This is a genomic window from Pseudobdellovibrionaceae bacterium, from assembly GCA_020635075.1.
Taxonomy (GTDB): Bacteria; Bdellovibrionota; Bdellovibrionia; order Bdellovibrionales; family UBA1609; genus JADZEO01.
The window spans coordinates 828427-848224 of sequence record JACKAM010000002.1 but is presented as its reverse complement, the minus strand read 5'-3'; the positions used below and the strand labels follow the sequence as shown (position 1 = coordinate 848224).

At 50.5% G+C, this 19798-nt stretch carries 16 protein-coding genes; 14 read left to right on the top strand and 2 right to left on the bottom strand.

Annotation, left to right across the window (positions count from 1 at the left end; translation table 11 throughout):
• The first annotated feature begins 144 nt into the window (after window positions 1-144).
• On the top strand, window positions 145-1620 hold the full coding sequence (locus H6624_13765; protein ID MCB9085407.1) for a metallophosphoesterase: 1476 nt from the start codon (window positions 145-147) through the stop codon (window positions 1618-1620).
• Between the two features lie 174 nt (window positions 1621-1794).
• Window positions 1795-1989: a hypothetical protein gene (locus H6624_13760; protein ID MCB9085406.1), complete on the top strand. Its 195-nt coding sequence runs from the start codon at window positions 1795-1797 to the stop codon at window positions 1987-1989.
• Between the two features lie 50 nt (window positions 1990-2039).
• On the opposite strand, the gene ligA is transcribed toward H6624_13760, so the two are convergent.
• On the bottom strand, window positions 2040-4136 hold the full coding sequence (gene ligA, locus H6624_13755) for an NAD-dependent DNA ligase LigA (protein ID MCB9085405.1): 2097 nt from the start codon (window positions 4134-4136) through the stop codon (window positions 2040-2042).
• Window positions 4137-4278: 142 nt separating this feature from the next.
• On the opposite strand from ligA, the gene gatC reads away from it, so the two are divergent.
• From gatC to H6624_13725, 6 genes are all read left to right on the top strand, one after another.
• The gene (gene gatC / locus H6624_13750) at window positions 4279-4563 is read left to right on the top strand and encodes an Asp-tRNA(Asn)/Glu-tRNA(Gln) amidotransferase subunit GatC (GenBank protein MCB9085404.1); all 285 of its coding nucleotides are present in this window, start codon (window positions 4279-4281) and stop codon (window positions 4561-4563) included.
• 11 nt (window positions 4564-4574) lie between these two features.
• The gene (gene gatA / locus H6624_13745; GenBank protein MCB9085403.1) at window positions 4575-6041 is read left to right on the top strand and encodes an Asp-tRNA(Asn)/Glu-tRNA(Gln) amidotransferase subunit GatA; all 1467 of its coding nucleotides are present in this window, start codon (window positions 4575-4577) and stop codon (window positions 6039-6041) included.
• Window positions 6031-7467, top strand: a complete 1437-nt coding sequence (gene gatB / locus H6624_13740; GenBank protein ID MCB9085402.1) for an Asp-tRNA(Asn)/Glu-tRNA(Gln) amidotransferase subunit GatB — start codon at window positions 6031-6033, stop codon at window positions 7465-7467. Before gatA ends, gatB begins: the two co-directional genes overlap by 11 nt.
• Window positions 7467-8396, top strand: coding sequence for a Ppx/GppA family phosphatase (locus H6624_13735; protein ID MCB9085401.1), 930 nt, complete (start codon window positions 7467-7469; stop codon window positions 8394-8396). The genes gatB and H6624_13735 overlap by 1 nt, the downstream gene beginning before the upstream one ends.
• A complete protein-coding gene (locus H6624_13730) occupies window positions 8368-8868 on the top strand; it encodes a DUF192 domain-containing protein (GenBank protein ID MCB9085400.1) in 501 nt (166 codons plus the stop codon). Before H6624_13735 ends, H6624_13730 begins: the two co-directional genes overlap by 29 nt.
• Before the next feature lie 104 nt (window positions 8869-8972).
• Window positions 8973-10472: a hypothetical protein gene (locus tag H6624_13725; protein MCB9085399.1), complete on the top strand. Its 1500-nt coding sequence runs from the start codon at window positions 8973-8975 to the stop codon at window positions 10470-10472.
• A 76-nt stretch (window positions 10473-10548) separates the two neighbouring features.
• Here the strand turns inward: H6624_13725 and H6624_13720 are convergent, their stop codons facing one another.
• Complete coding sequence (locus H6624_13720) at window positions 10549-10920, bottom strand: PilZ domain-containing protein (GenBank protein ID MCB9085398.1); 372 nt, start codon at window positions 10918-10920, stop codon at window positions 10549-10551.
• Between the two features lie 598 nt (window positions 10921-11518).
• Here H6624_13720 and rho point away from each other — a divergent pair.
• From rho to H6624_13690, 6 genes are all read left to right on the top strand, one after another.
• Window positions 11519-13036, top strand: a complete 1518-nt coding sequence (gene rho / locus H6624_13715; protein ID MCB9085397.1) for a transcription termination factor Rho — start codon at window positions 11519-11521, stop codon at window positions 13034-13036.
• Window positions 13037-13249: 213 nt separating this feature from the next.
• Entirely contained in the window at window positions 13250-14329 is a 1080-nt protein-coding gene (gene prfA, locus H6624_13710; GenBank protein ID MCB9085396.1) for a peptide chain release factor 1, read from the top strand.
• A complete protein-coding gene (prmC, locus tag H6624_13705) occupies window positions 14326-15201 on the top strand; it encodes a peptide chain release factor N(5)-glutamine methyltransferase (protein MCB9085395.1) in 876 nt (291 codons plus the stop codon). Before prfA ends, prmC begins: the two co-directional genes overlap by 4 nt.
• 24 nt (window positions 15202-15225) lie before the next feature.
• Window positions 15226-16479: a UDP-N-acetylglucosamine 1-carboxyvinyltransferase gene (gene murA, locus H6624_13700; protein MCB9085394.1), complete on the top strand. Its 1254-nt coding sequence runs from the start codon at window positions 15226-15228 to the stop codon at window positions 16477-16479.
• Window positions 16480-16567: 88 nt separating this feature from the next.
• Window positions 16568-19468 carry a tetratricopeptide repeat protein gene (locus tag H6624_13695; protein ID MCB9085393.1) on the top strand — a complete coding sequence of 967 codons (2901 nt, stop codon included), beginning with the start codon at window positions 16568-16570 and terminating at the stop codon, window positions 19466-19468.
• A 48-nt stretch (window positions 19469-19516) separates the two neighbouring features.
• On the top strand, window positions 19517-19792 hold the full coding sequence (locus H6624_13690) for a hypothetical protein (GenBank protein MCB9085392.1): 276 nt from the start codon (window positions 19517-19519) through the stop codon (window positions 19790-19792).
• Window positions 19793-19798: the final 6 nt, after the last annotated feature.

Genomic DNA, 19798 nt, shown 5'->3' with positions numbered 1-19798 from the left:
TGTTTTTGTGAGAAGCAAATAAAATGCCAGAAATCTCAAAAAAACATCAGTGATTTCAGGCGCTTAAAACTCGAATCTCACATGGGGTTGTCAATTAGTTAAACACTAATGTCGCAATTTGGGCGACAATTGACTGGACGGCGGATGAGCTTATACCGCGAAAAGATTGAGAAATTAAAAGACTTTACAGAGGCGAAGTACACTGCTGTCGTTAGTGATTTACACCTGTGTGATGAGGAGCCACTTCATCCCCGGTACCCGCTATGGAAAAAGTTTAAGACCCGCCAGTTTTTTTTCGACGGGCTTTTCCATGAATTTCTCCAGTTTATCGTTCATAGGGCAAAGGGAGAGCAAGTTGAGCTCATTCTCAATGGAGATATTTTTGATTTCGATAGTGTCTGTGAGGTGCCAGAGCATCCAACCTACCGAATCACCTGGCTGGAAAGGCGCCGGGGTCTTCACCCACAAGCTGAAAAATCCCTTTATAAAATAAAGCGTATTCTTGCTCACCACGAAGATTGGGTTCGTGCGCTGCAGTGGTTTGTCGGTCAAGGAAATCGCGTTGTGTTTGTAATCGGCAACCACGACTTGGAACTTCACTTTCCAAGTGTTCAGGAAGCCATCGTGGAGGCCCTGGCCCTCCCCGAAGAGCAGGGCGCTCAGGTTCGGTTTGTGGAGTGGTTTTATATAAGCAACAAAGACACCCTGGTGGAACATGGGAATCAATATGACCCCTACTGTATGGCTCAGGACCCGGTTAATCCTTTCATTCAAAGGTTCAATCGTCTGGAAGTAAGGATTCCCTTTGGTAACTTGGCCACGAGATACATGATCAATGGTATGGGATTCTTTAATCCTCACGTCGACAGCAACTTTATCATGACGACCAAGGAGTACGTGGTTTTCTTTTTCCGTTATGTGGTGAGGTCGCAGCCACTCTTGTTATGGACCTGGTTCTGGGGGGCCTCCGTGACTCTGGCCCAGTCTTTTTTGGATCGTCTGATTCCATCCATTCGAGAGCCACTGACGATGGAAGACAAGGTGGAGTTGATTGCGGCCAAGGCAAATGCTTCTCCGCGAATGGTGAGGGAGTTGAGAGAGCTTTTTGCCACTCCGGCCGCCAGCACCCCAACGATCTTGATGCGTGAGCTGTGGCTGGATCGGGCCTTTCTCATCATGATCGCCTTCTTTGTGATTTTTCAGCTCTTCCTGTTCATTCAAACCGTTTACTCCATTTCATTCTTTTGGACCTTTATTCCACTGACCCTGTTTTTGCCCTTCTTTTTGTTCTACTCCCGCTCGATCACTTCGGACGTCTTGTCCTTTAAAGAGCCGAGTGAAAAGGTTCTTGGAATGGCGAGCATGATAACTAAGGTGAACAGAGTGATCTACGGGCATACCCATGAGGTTCGTCACGAGATTATTGGTAATGTCGAGCACCTGAACTCAGGCACCTGGTCCCCCGCCTTCATGGATGTCGAGTGCGAAAAGCCGATTGATCAGAAAACCTTTGTGTGGATTGTCCCTGGAGCGCGGGGCAATCGGGAGGCCCGAGTTTATCAATTCAAAAATGGCAAGCCGCATGAAGTGTTTGGAACCGCCGGAAAAAGATCAGCCTAATTTTAAGCCCCGCGACAATTGATGCGGCGCCATCGCTATCGGGCTCGTCAGCTCTTATATATTCATTGATCTTTTCCGGAAATTGTTTGCAAAATGGGTGGTCCCTTTGCGGGAAACACGTTTTAATTGCAGTAGAGCTGGTCAAATCAAATTTAGAAGTAACTGGAGGACTCGATGTCTGAAGTTTTGGTGGTAACAAGTAAGGTAAAGAAGTTCATTAAGGACGCCGGCGGATGCAACACATCTGCGGAGACGGTCGCGGTCCTCAGTGAAGCCGTTAAAATCCTCTGCCAAAAGGGTGTGGATCAGGCCAAAAAAGATGGTCGCAAAACAGTTATGGCTCGCGATATCAACGTCGACCACCTGTAATCTCGTATGCGACGAACTTGGTATTGAAGTAGGCTCAGGAGATCCTGGGCCTATTTGTTTATCAGGGTCTGAAACTGATCCCAATCAAGGATTTGCACACCTAGGTCACGGGCCTTATCAAGTTTGGACCCGGCCTCTTCCCCTGCCAAAACATAATTGGTCTTTTTAGAAACAGAAGATGCGCTTTTGCCGCCAAGTTGGGAGATGAGATCCTTGATCTCGTCCCTTCCCATGGGAAGGGTTCCGGTTACGACAATATTGAGACCGTCCAAGGGGCGCCCCGCAGAGTTTGTTGTGCTAACTTCCTGAACTTCTACGCCCGAGGCAAGGAGCTCTTTGACTTCGCGAACAAAAGACTTTCGCCTTAGACTCGCCATGATGGAGCCCGCAACCTTTGGGCCAATGTCTTCAATCCCCAAGAGTTCCTCTACATCGGTGTGCAGAAAGGACCGCAGGTTGCCAAAGTGGGCAGCCAGACTCTTGGCTGTTTGCTCGCCAACAAAGCGAATTCCGAGAGCAAAAATAAAGTGACCTAAGGTTGGGCGTCTGCTTTTGTCGATACTTTCGATGATGTTTGTCGCGGACTTATCCCCTTGCCGATCGAGAGACATGACATTCTCCTGATCGAGCTTGTAGAGGTCAGAAAACCTCTTCACGAGTCCCGCGTCCACCATTTGTTCAATGATCTTATCGCCAAGCTTATCGACATTCATGGCCCGGCGGGAAACAAAGTGTTTAAGTGATTCCTTCAGAATTGCTTCACAAAAGAGATTATCACAGCGACTGACGGCCTCGCCTTCAGGTTGAACCACAGAGTCTCCACAGACAGGACACTTGCTGGGGATTCTGAAGGGCTGGGAGTTCCTCGGCCGCTTTTCGAGGAGGACTTGGACGACTTCAGGAATGACATCTCCGGCCCGATGGATCAAGACAGAGTCGCCGATGCGCACATCTTTACGATCAATTTCATCCTGATTGTGTAAGGTGGCGTTGGTGATCGTTACACCACCTACGCGCACGGGCTCCATAACGGCCACCGGAGTGAGAGCACCTGTGCGCCCAACCTGAACAATAATGTCTTTAATGCGGGTTTCAGCTTGGTCGGGTTTAAATTTGGCCGCCGTCGCCCAGCGTGGGCTACGGGCGACCAGTCCAAACTCATTCTGCAGGTCAAGAGAGTTCACTTTGATCACCACGCCGTCGATTTCAAATGGCAGGTCGTGGCGAATCGACTCAACAAATTGATAATAGGAGATTGCATCTTCTGGGTGAGTCGCGACCCGTCCCAAGGTGGGCGGCACCGGCTGAGGAGACTCAATGGCCTTCTTGCAGCGCTTGATGAAGTCACCCATTCCATCAGAACCGTGGTCCACACCAAGCGTCGGTAGACCCCATTCGCAAAAGGCCAGCTCCATCTCGGCCTGGCTGGAAAAAGCGGCACCTTCGATAACTCCGCAGGCGTAGGCAAAAAACCGCAACTGCCGTTGCGCCGTCACAGCCGAATCCAGCTGGCGAACACTTCCGGCGGCTGCGTTGCGAGGATTGGCAAAAGGCAATTGGCCACTTTCTTCCTGGGCTTCATTGAGGGTTTTAAAATCCTCTTTGTACATCAAAAGTTCGCCACGAACTTCGAGCAGCTCGGGAAAGTCATTGCCCGCTAATCTGAGAGGGATCGCCCTTATGGTTTTGATGTTTGCGGTGACGTCTTCGCCGGTTTGGCCGTCGCCGCGAGTGATGGCGGCGGCGAGCAGACCCTGCTCGTAAATCAGCTCAATGGCCAGGCCGTCGAGTTTTGGCTCGCAAAAAAGTTCAATCGCTCTCTCGTCATCAAGTAGCTTACCGAGCCGGTCTACAAAGGATTGAATGTCTTCCGGGCTGTAGCTGTTCTGCAGGCTGAGCATGGGGCGTCGATGTTCGCGTTTTTCAAACTTATCCAAAGGTGCGCCACCGACTCTTTGGCTAGGAGAATCGGCCGTGACCAAAGCGGGAAACTGGGATTCAATATTCAACAGCTCCTGAAACAATTGATCATACTCGTAGTCAGTGATCGAGGGCCGATCTAAGACATAATAAGCATGATCGTGGGATTGTATCAGGGCGCGAAGTTCGTGAAGGCGCTTAGTGGCCGACTGTTGGTTATGGCTCATGGAAAGGAAAGTAATGGAGCCAAAAGTCTGGGTCAAAGTTCTCGCGCCTGACGGGTGACGCGCAGTGGCGGCCGGGCGGTGACCTTGCTCCCGCCTCATGGATAAAATAAACAGCCGAAACTGTTTTTGAGGAATGGGGAAAATGGCAATAGACAGAGAAACAATCACTAAAATCGCACGATTGGCCAGGCTACGTCTAACAGAGGAGGAGGCGTCTGCTTATGAGGGTCAGCTTTCGCGGGTCCTTGAGGCCTTCGAAAGGATCTCGTCGGTATCCACCGAGGGCGTCCTGCCCATGGTGACTCCCATCGAGATCGAATCGGAGTTGCGGGAAGATAAAATTATTGTCTTTGAAAAAAATCAGGAGGCTTTGTCACAGGCGCCTGAGTTGGTGGGTCGCCTGTTTAAGGTACCACCTGTGGTTTAGGAAAGGGTCGAGTGGAGTTTCGAGATTTGACAGAGGCCCTTTGGGCGATAAGAAAAAAGGATATTTCGGCGACGGAGTTGTGTGAACACTACTCTCAAAGAGCTGTGCAGCTGAACCCCAGGGTTGGTGCCTACATTAGCCTCAATCAAGAGCTCAAAAAACAGGCGAAGATCATTGACACAAAGTTGGCATCGGGAGAAGAGCCGGGCCCCCTGGCAGGGGCTCCCTTGGCCATTAAGGACCTGATTTGCACCGAGGGTCTCAGGACAACTGCAGGCTCTAAGATTCTTGAAAACTTTGTTCCCCCTTACTCCGCCACTCTCGTTGAGCGTCTAAAAAGATCAGGAGCCCTGATTGTTGGTAAGGCAAATCTAGATGAGTTTGCCATGGGCTCGAGCAATGAGACCTCGGCGTTTGGAGTGTGCCGGAATCCACAACACCTTGACTTTGTCCCTGGTGGATCAAGTGGAGGGTCGGCAGCCGCGGTCGCGGCGGGAATGGCACTGGCGGCAATAGGGACAGACACGGGCGGGTCCATTCGTCAGCCGGCGAGCTTTTGTGGCGTTGTTGGATTCAAACCGACCTATGGAAGAGTGAGTCGTTACGGAATCATCGCTTTTGCGTCCAGCCTTGATCAGGCGGGTCCCATGACCAAGACGGTTCGCGACGCCGCCCTCATTCTTGAAACCATCTGTGGGCACGACCCTATGGACGCTACGTCCTCTAGGCAAAAAGTGCCTTTGTTCTCTCGTGATCTTGCGACAGACATTAAGGGGGTCAGGATTGGCCTTCCTAAGGAGTACTTTTCGGAGGGCCTCAGCGAGGAAGTTCGTAAGGTGGTGGAAAAGGCCACGACAGAACTCAAGGGTCAAGGCGCAGAGATTGTCGAGGTATCTATTCCTCTGACAGAAATGGCCGTGCCGATATATTATTTAATCGCCACCAGCGAGGCTTCAAGTAACTTATCAAGATACGATGGTGTTCGTTTTGGTTATCGTGCCAAATTTGAAGATCGTCCACCTGAGGATCTGATTGAGTTTTACAGTCGGACCAGGGGTGAGGGGTTTGGCTCTGAAGTCAAGAGGCGAATCATGTTAGGAACCTATGCTCTAAGCAGCGGCTACTACGACGCTTACTACCGCAAGGCCTGCCAGGTTCGTCGACTGTTGCACGATCAGTTTGTTGATGTCTTCGAAAGCTGTGATGTCATCCTCAGCCCGACAGCACCAACGCCAGCTTTTCGCATTGGTGAACGGATTGACGACCCCTTGCAAATGTACCTTAACGATATCTACACCACGTCAACCAATCTGGCGGGGCTACCGGGAATGAGTGTTCCGGGAGGGCGCTCGAGGGAGGGGTTGCCGATTGGCGTTCAATTGATGGCAGGACAATTTAGGGAACAACAGATGTTGAATGTGGCTGCGGCTCTGGAGCAGCTCATGCAGTTTAGCCAGGGGATTCCCGATGTCGGTTAAGGATTGGGAAGCTGTTATTGGCCTAGAGATTCACGCCCAACTTCTCACCGAGAGTAAGATTTTCTCATCCGACTGCGCCCGTTATGGTGGAGGAGATAATGAGTATGTCCATCCGGTGAGTTTGGGGATGCCGGGCACCCTACCCGTATTGAATAAAAGAGCGGTCGAGTATTCTGCCAAAATTGGATTGGCCTTAGGGTGTGCGATTAATAGGAATTCTGTTTTTGCGCGGAAGAATTATTTTTATCCGGATCTATCCAAGGGCTATCAGATATCTCAGTTTGAAGAGCCCCTTTGTCGCCAGGGCTTTTTGGAGTTTTATGTTGATGAAAAATTGCACAGAGTGACTATTGAGAGAGCTCACATGGAGGAAGACGCGGGAAAATCTATTCACCAAGGCGACGCCACATTGGTAAATTACAATCGCGCAGGAGTTCCCTTGCTGGAAATTGTCTCGGGCCCTGAAATGCATTCCGGGCAAGAGGCTGCCGAGTATGCTCGGATGATGAGAAGGGTTTTGCTTTATCTAGGTGTCTGCGATGGCAATCTGGAAGAGGGATCCATGCGCTGTGATTGCAATGTCAGTGTACGCAAGATTGGTGATCCCAAACTGGGAACCAAAGTGGAGCTGAAAAATCTGAACTCGTTTCGCTTTATTGAAAAGGCGATTGAGTACGAAATCCAACGCCAGATCGATACCATTGAGGCCGGAGAGGAAATCGTCCAGGAGACGCGTTTGTACGATTCTGCAAAAAACCGAACCTTCTCGATGAGGACCAAGGAAGAAGCGCATGATTACCGGTATTTTCCAGATCCTGATCTACTCCCGGTTCGCCTAGAGGAAGTATGGGTTGAAAACCTAAAAAAGAATCTCCCTGAGCTGCCCCTGGCTCGGCAGCAGAGATTCCATCATGATTATGGAATCTCCCTTGTCGACGCCTCCAACCTGACCGAAGAGCGGAGCCTGGCAGACTATTTTGAAGGTGTCGCAGGCGAATGTGGCAATCCTCGGGCGGCTGCCAATTGGATTATGGTTGAGTTGATCCGTGAAATGCATGAAGCGAAATTCTCGATTGAGGACCAGCCGGTCAAGTTTTCGTCGTTGGCAAAAATGATTCTTATGATTGATGAAGGTAAGATCTCCGGCAAGATGGCAAAGGTCGTCTTTCAGGAAATGTTCAAGTCAGGAGGCGATCCGGAGGACATCGTTAAAGCCAAGGGAATGGTGCAGGTGTCGGACGAGTTGGCAATTCTCGCCGTGATTTCGGAGGTTATGGATAATAACGCTACGCAAGTAGAAGAGTTCCGTTCCGGAAAAGAAAAGGTATTTGGTTTTTTTGTCGGTCAGGTCATGCGGGCAACAAAGGGACAGGGCAATCCTGAAGTCGTCAACAGATTGCTAAGGGAAAAACTCAAGGGATCATAATGAAAGTCGCAGCTCTTGATCTTGGTTCCAATACATTTTTGTTACTTATTGCTGAAGTGGAAAATGGCAAGATCGTCCGGGTCTACCATGATGAGTGTCAGGTCACTCGGCTTGCTCAAGGCGTGGACGCGTCGAGAGAATTCCATTCAGAGGCTCTAGCGCGAGCGAAAAAGTGTCTGGATGATTATGGAAAAACAATCAGGCAGCACAGGCCAGCGCGATTGCTGGCCGTCGCCACAAGCGCCGCAAGAGATGCCAAAAATAAAGACGAGTTTTTTAATATTGCCCACGAGGCCGGAATTCCCGTGAAAGTGATATCGGGAGTCTTGGAGGCCAGGTTGACCTTTCGCGGAGCCGTCGACGATCTGGTGGCCGACCGCCGATGTCGGGTGGTGGATATTGGCGGGGGCTCGACGGAGTACATTGTGGGTGGTGGCGAGCATCAGCCGATTGGTCAATCTCTTGATATGGGCTGCGTTCGCCTGACAGAAAAGTTCATTTCCACCCACCCGGTTCCCGAGGAAGAGTTGGGTAATATGCGCGCAGCCATTCGGGGTCAGTTAGATGGGCTGAGTGAGGGCATAAAAAAGGGGAGTGGCCCTCTTGTTGCTGTGGCGGGCACGCCGACCACTTTGGCTGCCGTCGTATTGGGTGTGGAGTTTGATGCAGAAAAAATTCATGGATATGAGCTTAGCCAAACAGTCATTGAGGAATGGTTGATGAAGCTTGCGGCAATGACCGTCGAAGACAGAGCTAAGCTTCCAGGCATGGTTCCCTTGCGGGCTGATGTGATTGTGGCTGGCCTGGTTTTGCTTTCAGAGTCTCTAAGGTTCTTCGCAGAGGATAGCTTGATTGTATCGACCCGAGGTGTACGCTTCGGAGTGGCTCAGGAGTTGGCAAATGAAAATAGCGACTTGTCTTGTCCTTAGTTTTTTTCTCTACTCCTGCTGGGCGGGAGGCGAGGAAAAAGTCAGCTTCTCCCAAAAGACAATTCAATTGGGAAAGGTCAAACTCTTGGTTGAAGTCGCAGACAGCGATGCTCGCCGCTCCAGAGGGCTTATGTACCGGCAAAAGATGGCGGACGACCATGGGATGCTCTTTGTCTTTGAGAAAAAGCGGGCGCTCTCTTTTTGGATGAAAAACACCTATATTCCTCTTTCGATCGGATTTTTTGACGAAAGAAGAAGGCTGGTTGAGGTTTTGGATATGGAGCCCATGAAGTCGGTGATGGATCAGCAGACCCCTCTTTATCGCAGCCAAAGTCCAGCCCAGTACGCTCTTGAGGTTAACAAGGGGTGGTTCGAGCGGCACAAAATAAAGGTCGGAACCCAGTGGAATTGGGCGTCCGGTGGCGACGAAAAGTCAGGTACCGACCAAGGTCCGGCGACTTCGGGTCAATGACCAAGGGCTGGGGCAGCTTAATTATTTCTTACAGATAGAATCCATCTATGATCTAATGTTTACGATGTTTTAGCGGTGATCGCTCAACTTGAGGTTTGGCGCCTATGAAGAAGTTCTTAGTTCTTTTACTCCCTTTGTTCCTCGTAATTGGATTCACTTCCTGCTCATCCAGCGACATAGACTCGGATGAAGCGGCGGAGGCTGGTGCCAGCGATTCCGGCGACATGGCCGAAGGCGGTGACGACGAACTTATTGAGGGCGGTGATTCCGACGGATTTGAAGAGGGCGGAGACGATCTGGCCATTGATGGTACGGATGGCGGCGGAGACGATTTGACCTCTGAGGGAGAGTCGGAGTTTGCCGAGTCCTCCGATGTCGGTGACAGCATGAGTGAAGACGGATTCACTGACGATGGCTTTGCCGATGAGGCTGGCGGCGAGTCGGACGATATGTTGTCGGATATCAGCGAGGAGCCTGCCGGCGACATGGCCGACAGTGGCGATGGGTTTGAGCCAACTCCCGAGCCAACCGAAACGGCAGACCTGGCGGATTCATCAGCCCCCGCTTATGAAGAAGAAACCACGAGTGAAGATACCTCTTCTTATGCAGATTCTGGCGACAGTGGAATGTCGGCAGCTTCTGGCGACGATATGGGTGGAATGGATGAGCCCAAGAAATGGGTGCCGGTAAAAAAGATTGCCTCAACGCCTTATCGTAAAAATGGGGTTTTGGTGAACGCCGTTTACCTGGCTCGTCCAGATGACACAATGGATGGCATTAGCCAAAAGATTTATGGGGCCAATAAGAAGGAAGAGCTCTATAAGGTCAATACAACTCTCCGCAGCCGTGGCGTGAAAGTAGGAGATAAGGTCTATTACAATTCTCCGCGCAGGCCCGCGGACGAGAATCAACTGATGACTTTTTACGAAGACAGCGGAATGTCCGCCGACATCTATACGGCAAAGGACGGCGAAAACATCCGAGTCATTTCCAAAAAGCTCTTGGGTAACGAGAACAGCTGGAAAGAAGTCTGGGCGACAAATGCCGATGTGGAGTCCAAAGGGGAGTTAGCTGAGGGCACCCAGCTCAGATACTGGGCTGCAGGAGCGGCCGCACCGGCCCCGCCGCCTATGGCAGCAGCACCCGCTGACGATGAAATGCCTGAAGTTGGCGGGCCTACGGATGAGCCGCCTGAAATGGCTATGACTGATGAACTCCCGCCGCCTCCGGCTGGGGACTTTGAGGCACCACCGCCGCCACCTCCTCCCACAGAAGTGGCAGATCTGGATACGCCTCCACCTCCCCCACCGGGAGACTTTGAGGCACCACCGCCGCCACCACCACCGGTCGGCGCCGGAAGTGTAGAGCCGCCTCCTCCCCCGCCACCTGCGGAACCGCCACCTGGCGGAGGAGACGGTGGTCCGACGGCGGATGCCATGTCTGAGTTGGACTTCTTAAATAGTGATGATCCAAACCAGACGATGGCCTTGGGCGTGGGCGCATTGCTGTTGCTTGCTTCTGTTGCGCTGTTTGTTGTCGTGAGAAAGAAAAAGCGCCGGCAGTCATTGGACTTCAACACCACCACTCAGACTCAGATCGAGTAAGCCCCGACTTTCGTCGAGGATGGCAAAAAAAAGAGCACCCTGGGTGCTCTTTTTTTTACTTGGCTTTCAATGCTCTCTAGGAGACTCGGCGAAAAATGCTATCTAAAACATCCTTGCGAGTTTCCCGCTTCGACTCAACAAAGTACATGAGGTCATCCACGATTTGGACGTCTCTGTTATTTGTTGGGTGAAAGCGCACGCCACATCCATTCTCGTTTTTCCACACGACAGTGGCTGTGACATTTCTTTTGCGGCCACTCACTATGAAGGTGACCATCAGTTTGTCGTTTGTTCCCAGGCCCAAAACATCAGTTTCCAGGAATGCTCCTGTTAGACTAATGTTGCGCAACTTACCCCTATCGGAATGCCGGGCATAACTGCGTCGGTATTCCACATCCATAGCTAGAGGAAGCCTAGGAGCAGGGACTGTAGTATTATTCGTCTCCATGCTAGACCCTCCCACACCATTTAAATTATCGGCTAGACTCTAGAAAGGTTGAGGCCCTGTTTAAAAATTTTCTGGTCAAGTGTGAGGTTTTTTGACGAAAAAGCCGGTTTTCGCGTGCTGTTTTGAGGCGGATCAAAGAGGTGCAATGAAATTCGACAAATCAGTGCCAAATTTCATACAATCGGTTCTTTTGTCACCTATAACCATCTAGATTTACGCAACAAATCTCAATTCGCTGAAATGGTCGAGGAAATTGCCCGAACAAGCCTTGCGGAAGTCTAGATTCAAGGCGACAATAGTGCTTGGCGTTATTTTAACGTTTTTGGCCGTTGACAAGGGATGTTGCCCGGCCATACTTAAGGGGAACCAAGATTTGGATCTCCATTTTTACCAAGTAACTCAAGAGTTCGATTAGAGGACTTTTTCGCTTAAAGAATCCTATCCAATTTAGTTAGCTGGAAACCCGATAAATTCCACTCTTAAGGCGAAACCCCTCAGAATTCATCATTTGGAGCCAAAGGATCAAATCAATTACAGAGGAAACCATCGGTTGCGTGGCCGTAACCAAAAAAGTGGTAGCCCAAAAAGTGAGGGAATCATGTCGGAAGAAAAAGAGCCTCAACCGAGAGAAGCTTCTGAAAAGCCAGAGGGTCGTCCGCAGGGCGGTGGTGGCGGTGGAGGCGATGGCCGTCCAAGAGGTAAAAAAGATTTTCGTAAAAACAAGAATCGCAATGGTGGCGGCAAAAAGGGTGGACATCATCAAAGCAATAAGAATCGCATGGCCCAGATGCGTGACGAGGATGAAGTCGAACCCATTGATGAGAATGTGGATTTATCTGACATCAATTTGACGGACGATGAACGCCGGGATTTGAGTTCGAAGAACTTAAAGTCCAAGGATATTCGCGACCTCACGGCCTTGGCTCTTAAGCTGAAAATTGAAAATGCTGCAGGTATGCGTCGTCAGGACATGGTGTTCTGGATTCTCAAGCGAGCGGCTCAGTTGGGGGATATTTATGGTGATGGTGTTTTAGAGATTCTTCCCGATGGCTACGGCTTTTTACGTTCGCCGGACTACAATTACCTTCCAGGTCCAGACGATATCTACGTGAGTCCGTCGCAAATCCGCAGGTTCGGATTGCGCACAGGTGACACGGTTACGGGTACGGTCAGACCACCGAAGGATGGTGAGCGTTACTTTGCTCTTCTCAAGGTCGATGCCCTCAATTTTGAGCCGCCTGAGAAGGCTAAGAACAAAATCTTGTTTGATAACTTAACTCCGCTTTATCCCCAGGAAAGGCTGGAGTTGGAGCACTCGCCAGGCGAGTTCACAACACGGGTTGTGGATTTGATGGCCCCGCTCGGAAAAGGACAGCGGGCTCTGATCGTGGCGCCACCAAGAACGGGCAAGACTGTTTTGTTACAGAACATTGCCAATGCCATTTCCACCAACCACCCGGAAGTAAAATTGATTGTGCTTCTGATTGATGAGCGGCCTGAAGAGGTGACTGACATGTCTCGCACGGTAAAGGGCGAAGTGGTGAGCTCGACCTTTGACGAGCCCCCGACTCGCCACGTGCAGGTTGCGGAAATGGTTATTGAAAAGGCGAAGCGATTGGTTGAGCACAAGCACGATGTGGTGATTTTGCTCGACTCCATCACTCGTTTGGCCCGCGCTTATAACACCGTGGTACCGCCATCAGGAAAGATCCTTTCTGGTGGTGTGGACTCAAACGCTCTTCATAAACCGAAGCGCTTTTTTGGCGCGGCACGAAATATTGAAGAGGGTGGTAGCCTTACAATTATTGCCACAGCCCTGATCGATACAGGTTCACGCATGGATGAGGTGATTTTCGAGGAATTTAAAGGAACGGGTAACTCGGAGATCAATCTCGATCGGAAGTTGATGGAAAAACGAATCTTCCCCTGTATGGACATCAATAAGTCGGGAACTCGAAAAGAAGACCTGCTGATAAAGAAGGAAGACCTCAACCGCCTGTGGATTTTGCGTAAAGTTTTAGCACCGATGAATGTTGTGGATAGCATGGAGTTTTTGATCGACAAGCTCAAGGACTGCAAGACGAACAACGAATTCCTCACCAACATGAGTGGCTGATAAGCGGCGGATAATTCTTAAGAAAAAGCAAAGGCCCCATGCGGGGCTTTCACGGGACGTGAAAAAACGCAAGGCGCCACAGGTGTGGATAACTCTGGGGATTTGTCCCCAATCGATGTGTGTAAAATTTTTCGGAACAAATTTTCTAACACGGCTGAAAATTCGCTGCAAAGAAAAAAGAATTCGAAAACCCTAAGTGAAGCGGAGCAGAAAATGTTTTCGAAGCTCGAGGAAGTGGAAAAGCGCTTCGAGCAAATCCAACAAAACCTTCAAGAGCCTGGAATCACGGACAATCAGGAGAAATTTCGCGCCCTCATGAAGGAGCTGGCCAACCTCGAAGAGATTGTTCAGACATTTCGTCATTATAAGACAGTCATTAGGGATATCGAAGGCAACAAGGAGATACTGGAAGAGGAAAGTGATAGTGACCTCAGGGCTCTGGCAAAAGAAGAACTGGCTCCTTTAGAGGAATCAAAGGAAGCCCTGGAGAAGTCACTGCAGATTTTGCTTTTGCCCAAAGACCCCAATGATGACAAAAACGTTATTGTCGAAATTCGAGCCGGAGCCGGTGGGGATGAGGCCAGCCTTTTTGCTTCCGAACTTTTTGCGGCCTACTCGCATTATGCCTCTAAGCAGGGCTGGAAGGTCACCCTATTGTCATCATCTCCAGGAAACGTGGGTGGCTATAAAGAGATCATTGGCTCAATTTCTGGAGATCGTGTTTACTCGCGCCTCAAGTTTGAAAGTGGTGTGCACCGAGTACAACGTGTTCCTAAGACGGAATCCCAAGGGCGTATCCACACGTCAACGGTGACGGTGGCAGTGCTGCCCGAAGCTGATGAGGTCAGTGTAAAAATCAATCCTAACGAGTTGCGCATCGATGTTTTCCGCTCTAGCGGCCATGGCGGCCAATCGGTGAACACAACGGATTCAGCTGTTCGCGTGACTCACTTGCCAACCGGCTTGGTTGTCAGTTGTCAGGATGGAAAATCCCAGTTGTCCAACAAAGAACAGGCTCTTAAGGTTCTTTATTCAAGGTTGATGGCGATTGAAGAGGAAAAGGCTAGGGCCGAAGCCTCGAACGCCCGTCTTTCACAAATTGGAACGGGCGATCGGAGCGAACGAATTAGAACGTATAACTTTCCCCAGTCGCGAATTACCGACCACCGCATAGGCTTGACCACTCATGCTCTCACTGAGGTCATGGGCGGGAATATGGAGCCAGTCATTGAGCCAGTGATTGCACATTTTCAAGCGGAGCTACTTAAGCAACAGGGTGCGGGCCACCAATGAAAGTCGAGGAGTTTTTAAGCTCGGCGACAGAAACCTTAAAGCAAGCGCAAATTGAAAGCCCTCGTCTTGAAGTTGAAATGTTCATGGCCGAAGTGCTCAGTTGTGAGCGATCCAGTTTGATTCTAAGGCACAATGATGAATTGGATCTGTTTAGTGAAGATCGGTTGAAAGGCCTGTTGCGTCGCAGGCAAAAGGGTGAACCACTCGCCTATATTTTGGGATACAAGGATTTTTATCGAGACCGATTTCTGGTCCAGCCCGGAGTTTTGATTCCGCGTAATGAAACAGAAATGCTGGTTGAGTGTGGGGAGAGTTGGATTCGCTCTCATGGTTTCAAGAGTCCAGTTATTGCCGATTTGGGCTGTGGAAGCGGCTGTTTGGGATTGTCCTTACTCAAGGCCTGTGGCGGAAAACTGTTGGCTGTTGATGCGGGAGAGATTCCGATTCGAGTCAGTTATCAAAATTGTGTGAATTTGGGCTTGGAGGGAGAGACCAACTTTTTACAATGTCGAGTACAAGATCTCAGTAGTAACAATTTACCACCCAATTGGAATATGGGTGAGGTCGACATTGTCCTGGCTAACCCGCCCTACATTGCAGAGTCTGATCCTCACGTCTGCCCACAAGTCAGGCGTACCGAGCCGAGCCAGGCTCTGTTTGCCGGGAAAGACGGCCTGCAGGAAATCAGAGAGTGGATTCCGACAATCGTCACTCTCTTGCGCCCTGGTGGATTGCTCTGCCTTGAACACGGGGCCAAGCAGGGCGAGGCGGTCTGTAAACATCTCGCCGACTCGGGTCATTTTGAGTGGATTCAATCCTATCGGGATTTAGCCGGATGGGATAGAATGGTTACCGCTAAAAAAAAGAAGTAATGGAATCAAGTCGAGAGGATTGCCATGGATAAGATGGTCGTTAAAAAGAGTCCGCCCCTAAAGGGAGAGGTGGCCGCCGGAGGCTCAAAAAACTCTGCGCTACCGATTTTGTTTTCTACACTCTTGGCTGAAGGCGAACACAGTTTTGGAAATGTTCCAAGGCTAATGGATATCGATTCGACCGCACTTCTCTTAAACTCGCTTGGCGCTAAGTTGGAGAGGCGCGGTGATCGGGTGTTTGTTCAGGTGGGAAAAGCTGACTCTCTTGAGGCCCACTACGATATTGTTCGCAAAATGAGGGCAAGTATCTTGTGTTTGGGTCCGTTGCTGGCCCGCTACGGAGAAGCCACAGTCAGTCTGCCGGGGGGGTGTGCGATCGGGACCAGGCCAATCAACCTCCACCTTGAAGGCCTAAAGGAAATGGGCGCCGAAATTCGGACGGAAAAAGGCTATGTCATTGGTAAGTGTAAGAGACTTAAAGGAGCCACGATTCTTTTTGATTCCCCCACCGTCGGGGGAACAGAAAACATTATGATGGCAGCAGCTCTGGCAGATGGAACCACGGTCATTGAGAATGCGGCGAAGGAACCAGAAATTGTTGATTTAGCGAATTACATTAATGCCATGGGTGGAAAGGTCAGCGGCGCCGGCAGCAGTATTTTAAAAATAGAAGGGGTTGAAAAACTCAAGGCGGCCGAACACGAGGTCATACCTGACCGAATTGAGGCAGGCACTCTGCTGATGGCGGGAGCAATTACTGGCGGAGAGGTTTTGGTCAAGAACTGTGTTGTGGATCATATTGAGGCCTTGTTACTAAAACTGGAGGAGAGCGGCTTTAGGGTCACGCGCGATGGAACCCAGGTGTCCATTCATTCCCCTTCAGGGTGGCAGGGTGTGGATGTCACTACGGCGCCCTTTCCCGCGTTTGCCACTGACCTGCAGGCTCAGTTTATGGCGCTTATGACTCAGGCAGAGGGAACCAGTGTGATCACAGAGTCAGTTTTCGAAAATCGCTTTATGCATGTTCAAGAGCTTGTTCGTCTAGGGGCGGATATTACACCCAAAACCCGAGTTGCGGTTGTCAGAGGAACGCCGGGAAAACTTCAGGGTGCGCCGGTTATGGCGACTGACCTTCGGGCCAGTGCCTGCTTGGTGCTCATTGGACTGGTGGCACAGGGAGAAACGACTGTTAGTCGCATCTACCACCTGGATCGGGGCTATGAAAATCTCGAAAGCAAACTGTCTTCATTGGGCGCAAAAATCGAGAGAACTAAGTAGAAATCTGGGCCAGTCTTTGGTCGAAGTTTGTACCCTCATCATGAGGGTCAGAGGTCCCTCCGCGCGCAATCATTGCTAGAATCATAGAATGGCCAAACAACGAAAGCGCTGGATCATCAAAGATGGCGACGGTCGGATCTCGGGACCTTTTCCAACGGAAAAGGTGCTGTATAAAATTGGCCGCGGGGAAATCAGTGGTGAGGAATCTATCGCCGTTTATCCCGGAGGGGAGTGGTTTCCCATTTCTCGAGAGCCTCAGTTCTATGATCGCCTCATTGAGGCTCTGGCAGGATCAGGAGAGGATGATCCGGTCGATTTCGACGAGTACACTCCAGTCAGTGAACAACAGGGCAAGTCTAAATCCAAAGCCAGAACGGTGGTCTTCGGCAATGAAGACAATTTAACACCCACAGGAGATTTGCCGCCGGGGGCTGAGGGCCCAAAGCGGGGCAAAGTTCGTCGGGAAAGCTCCGAGCAGGATCCAATTGGCAAGAATGCCAAGCCTGAGGAAGACAAAAAGTCAGATCGGCGAAAAAAGACCAGATCAGGCCCGGACTCGGTCATTGAGCTGATGGACATGGGACAGTTGATAAAGAAGGAGCGGGCCAAGAGATTAAAGCTCCCGATCTTCGTCGCCATCGTCATAGTGGTTATTGGTATATTCAGCCAAATGGGAAAAAAGCCTACGGGAGATCGGATTCACCTGACAGCCATTCAGGCAGCAACAAAGCCGCTGACTCGTGAGCAGTTGATTGACCGAATGAGACGGGCTCAGCAGGCGTATACGGAGGGAACCTACTCGAGTCTTCTCAAGGCACAGAATAACCTCCTACAGGTGGTGGAGGGTGACCCGAAAAATCCTGGAATGCTGGCGCTACTGTGTCTGACCTATTACGAATTGTGGCCTTACTCCTATCAGGACTCAAACGACTTAAAGGCAGTTTCGATTGCCAATCAAAGGGTGAGCGGTCTGGACCCTGCGGGGCAAAATGCAGCAACCTGTCGGGTTGTGGATCTGTTGGTTCGTGGCCGCTATTCCGAAGCAAAGAGCATGACAGAGACAATTCTCGACACCTACAGTGCGACCGCCAACCCGCCGATTCCTTTTTACTTTTTTAAGGCGGTACTGTTGTCAGGGGAGAATGAACTTCAAACGGCGATCAACTATCTCAACTCAGCTCAACAGCTATCCCCCCGTTGGCTGACGGCATTTGTGATGGAGGCAGATCTTCAATCGCGACTGGGTAATCGAATTCAAGCGGCAAAGATTTACCGTCATATTTTGCAGATCAATCCACAACACAAAATCTCAAAGATTCAGCTGGGTTTGATTGAGTTTAAACACTTTAACCACATGGACAAGGGGTTGGCCCTCCTCCAGGAAGCCCTGTCTTCAAGTGAAAAAGTTCCCGGTCCGGTCCTTTCTCGCGCTTATTTTGGCCTTGCGGAGATTTCGCTGATGAGAAAGGATAATTCTCAGGCCCTCAAGCATGCTCAGGAGTCCTATTCCCACGACTCCACAAACATGGAGGCGAAAAACCTGATTGTTGCCCTAGGGGGCAAGGAAAAGTTGGCGAAGACCGAAGTCAAAAGCCAGCAGCTGGTCTACGAGGGGGATCAGTATGTTCGTGAGGGGGACTGTAATTCAGCTCAGGCTCATTACAAATCCGCTTGGGAAATGGATAAACAAAATGCCATGGCGGCGATGAAGGCAGCACGTTGCCTTTGGGATTTGAGTTTTAGCCGTGAGGCAATCGAATGGCTCAACAAGGCGATCAAGTCTGATCCCAAGTTGATCGATGCTTACGTGACGTTGGCCGATTACTACACCCAGCGATATGACTTTCTTGCGGCCGCCCGAATTCTGGCTCAGGCTCATCGGGTGGCGCCAAAAAGCTATGAAGTCTTTCGGGGTTATGCTTTGGTGGAACTCAGAAGGGGGAATGCCAAGGCGGCGATAGGCTACGGACAAAAGGCCCTGGGTCTTTATGAAACCGACGTGGAAACCCATATCCTGATGGCTGAGGCCAATCTGCTCCTTAAGGGTGACCCGCAGGCGGGACAACAAGCTTATCGTCATGCAGCCAAAGCCGTGGAAATCGACATCAATAGTCGCAAGGGGCAGATCGTTTATGCCCAGGCGTTAACCGCCACAAAGGGTGTGGAACTGGGATTGGACTATCTTTTGCGTCTAGTGAGTACCTATCCTCTGGTTACAGAGTACCGCATTGCTCTGGGTGAAATGTACGTGGCAGATGAGAGATTTCCTCTCGCGATCCAGGTGTTTCAGCAGGTGATTGAGATAGAGGACAAACCCAAGAAGGCTTGGTTCTTGTTGGGCAAGGCTCAGAGGCTTCTTGGTGAAAATCAGGCCGCTCTGGAGTCTTTGTTGAAGGCGGCGATTCTAGATCCGGCGGATACCGAGCCACTGTTTGAGGCGGGCCTTCTCTATTTGGAGATCAAGCAGCCGGTTCAGGCGAGAACACAGTTTCAGCGGGTTTTACGCATCAACAACCGCCATCCTCTTGTCCACTACTACATGGGGCGAGCCGCACTGCTGATGAACGATCCCAAAGAGGCTCTGGACCATGCAGATGCGGAGAGAAAGATTAATCCCAATCTGGCCGACGCATATTTGTTGGCAGCTGAGGCTTACTATAAGATGAATCAGCACAGTTTGTGCGCGCGGGAGTACACCCAGGCCATCAAACTTCGGCCCCAGGGAGCAGACACATATGTGCGCTTGGCCCGCTGTTTTAGGCTCATGGGTAATTACGATATGGGTGGCAAAATGCTGGACCAGGCATCCAAGTACGATTCGGGATTGCCGGATATCTATCGCGAAAAAGGCGAAATCTATCTGGCCGAGGGAAAGTTTGATGAAGCAGCAGAGGCCTTCAATCAGTATTTTCAACTCAATCCGGGTGCTGCGGACAAGAAACAAATTGAGCAAAGGCTAGAGACTCTGGCGCGCCAGTCGATGAAGTGATAAGTATGAGAAAGAACAGGAGGTCGTGTGGGCCAATTTGTTGAAGTTATGCAGGAAAAATGGCGAAATTCGTCGAATAGCTTTGCCCTTGGGGCCTTTCGCTTGGTTTCGGGAACAATCCTGGGCCTGACCTTCTCTTTGATAGGCGATCAAATTTTCGATTATGGGACCCTGGCGTTTTTGTTTGTCATTGTTACAGTCACGGCGGCATTTATGCGCATATCTCGGGGTTGGCGAGTCGTCGGAGTTCTGGTATTTGATTTGATCTGTGTCCTGGTGGGTATGCTTCTCAGGCTTTATATTTTGATTGCCCCCGGACAATAAGGAGCT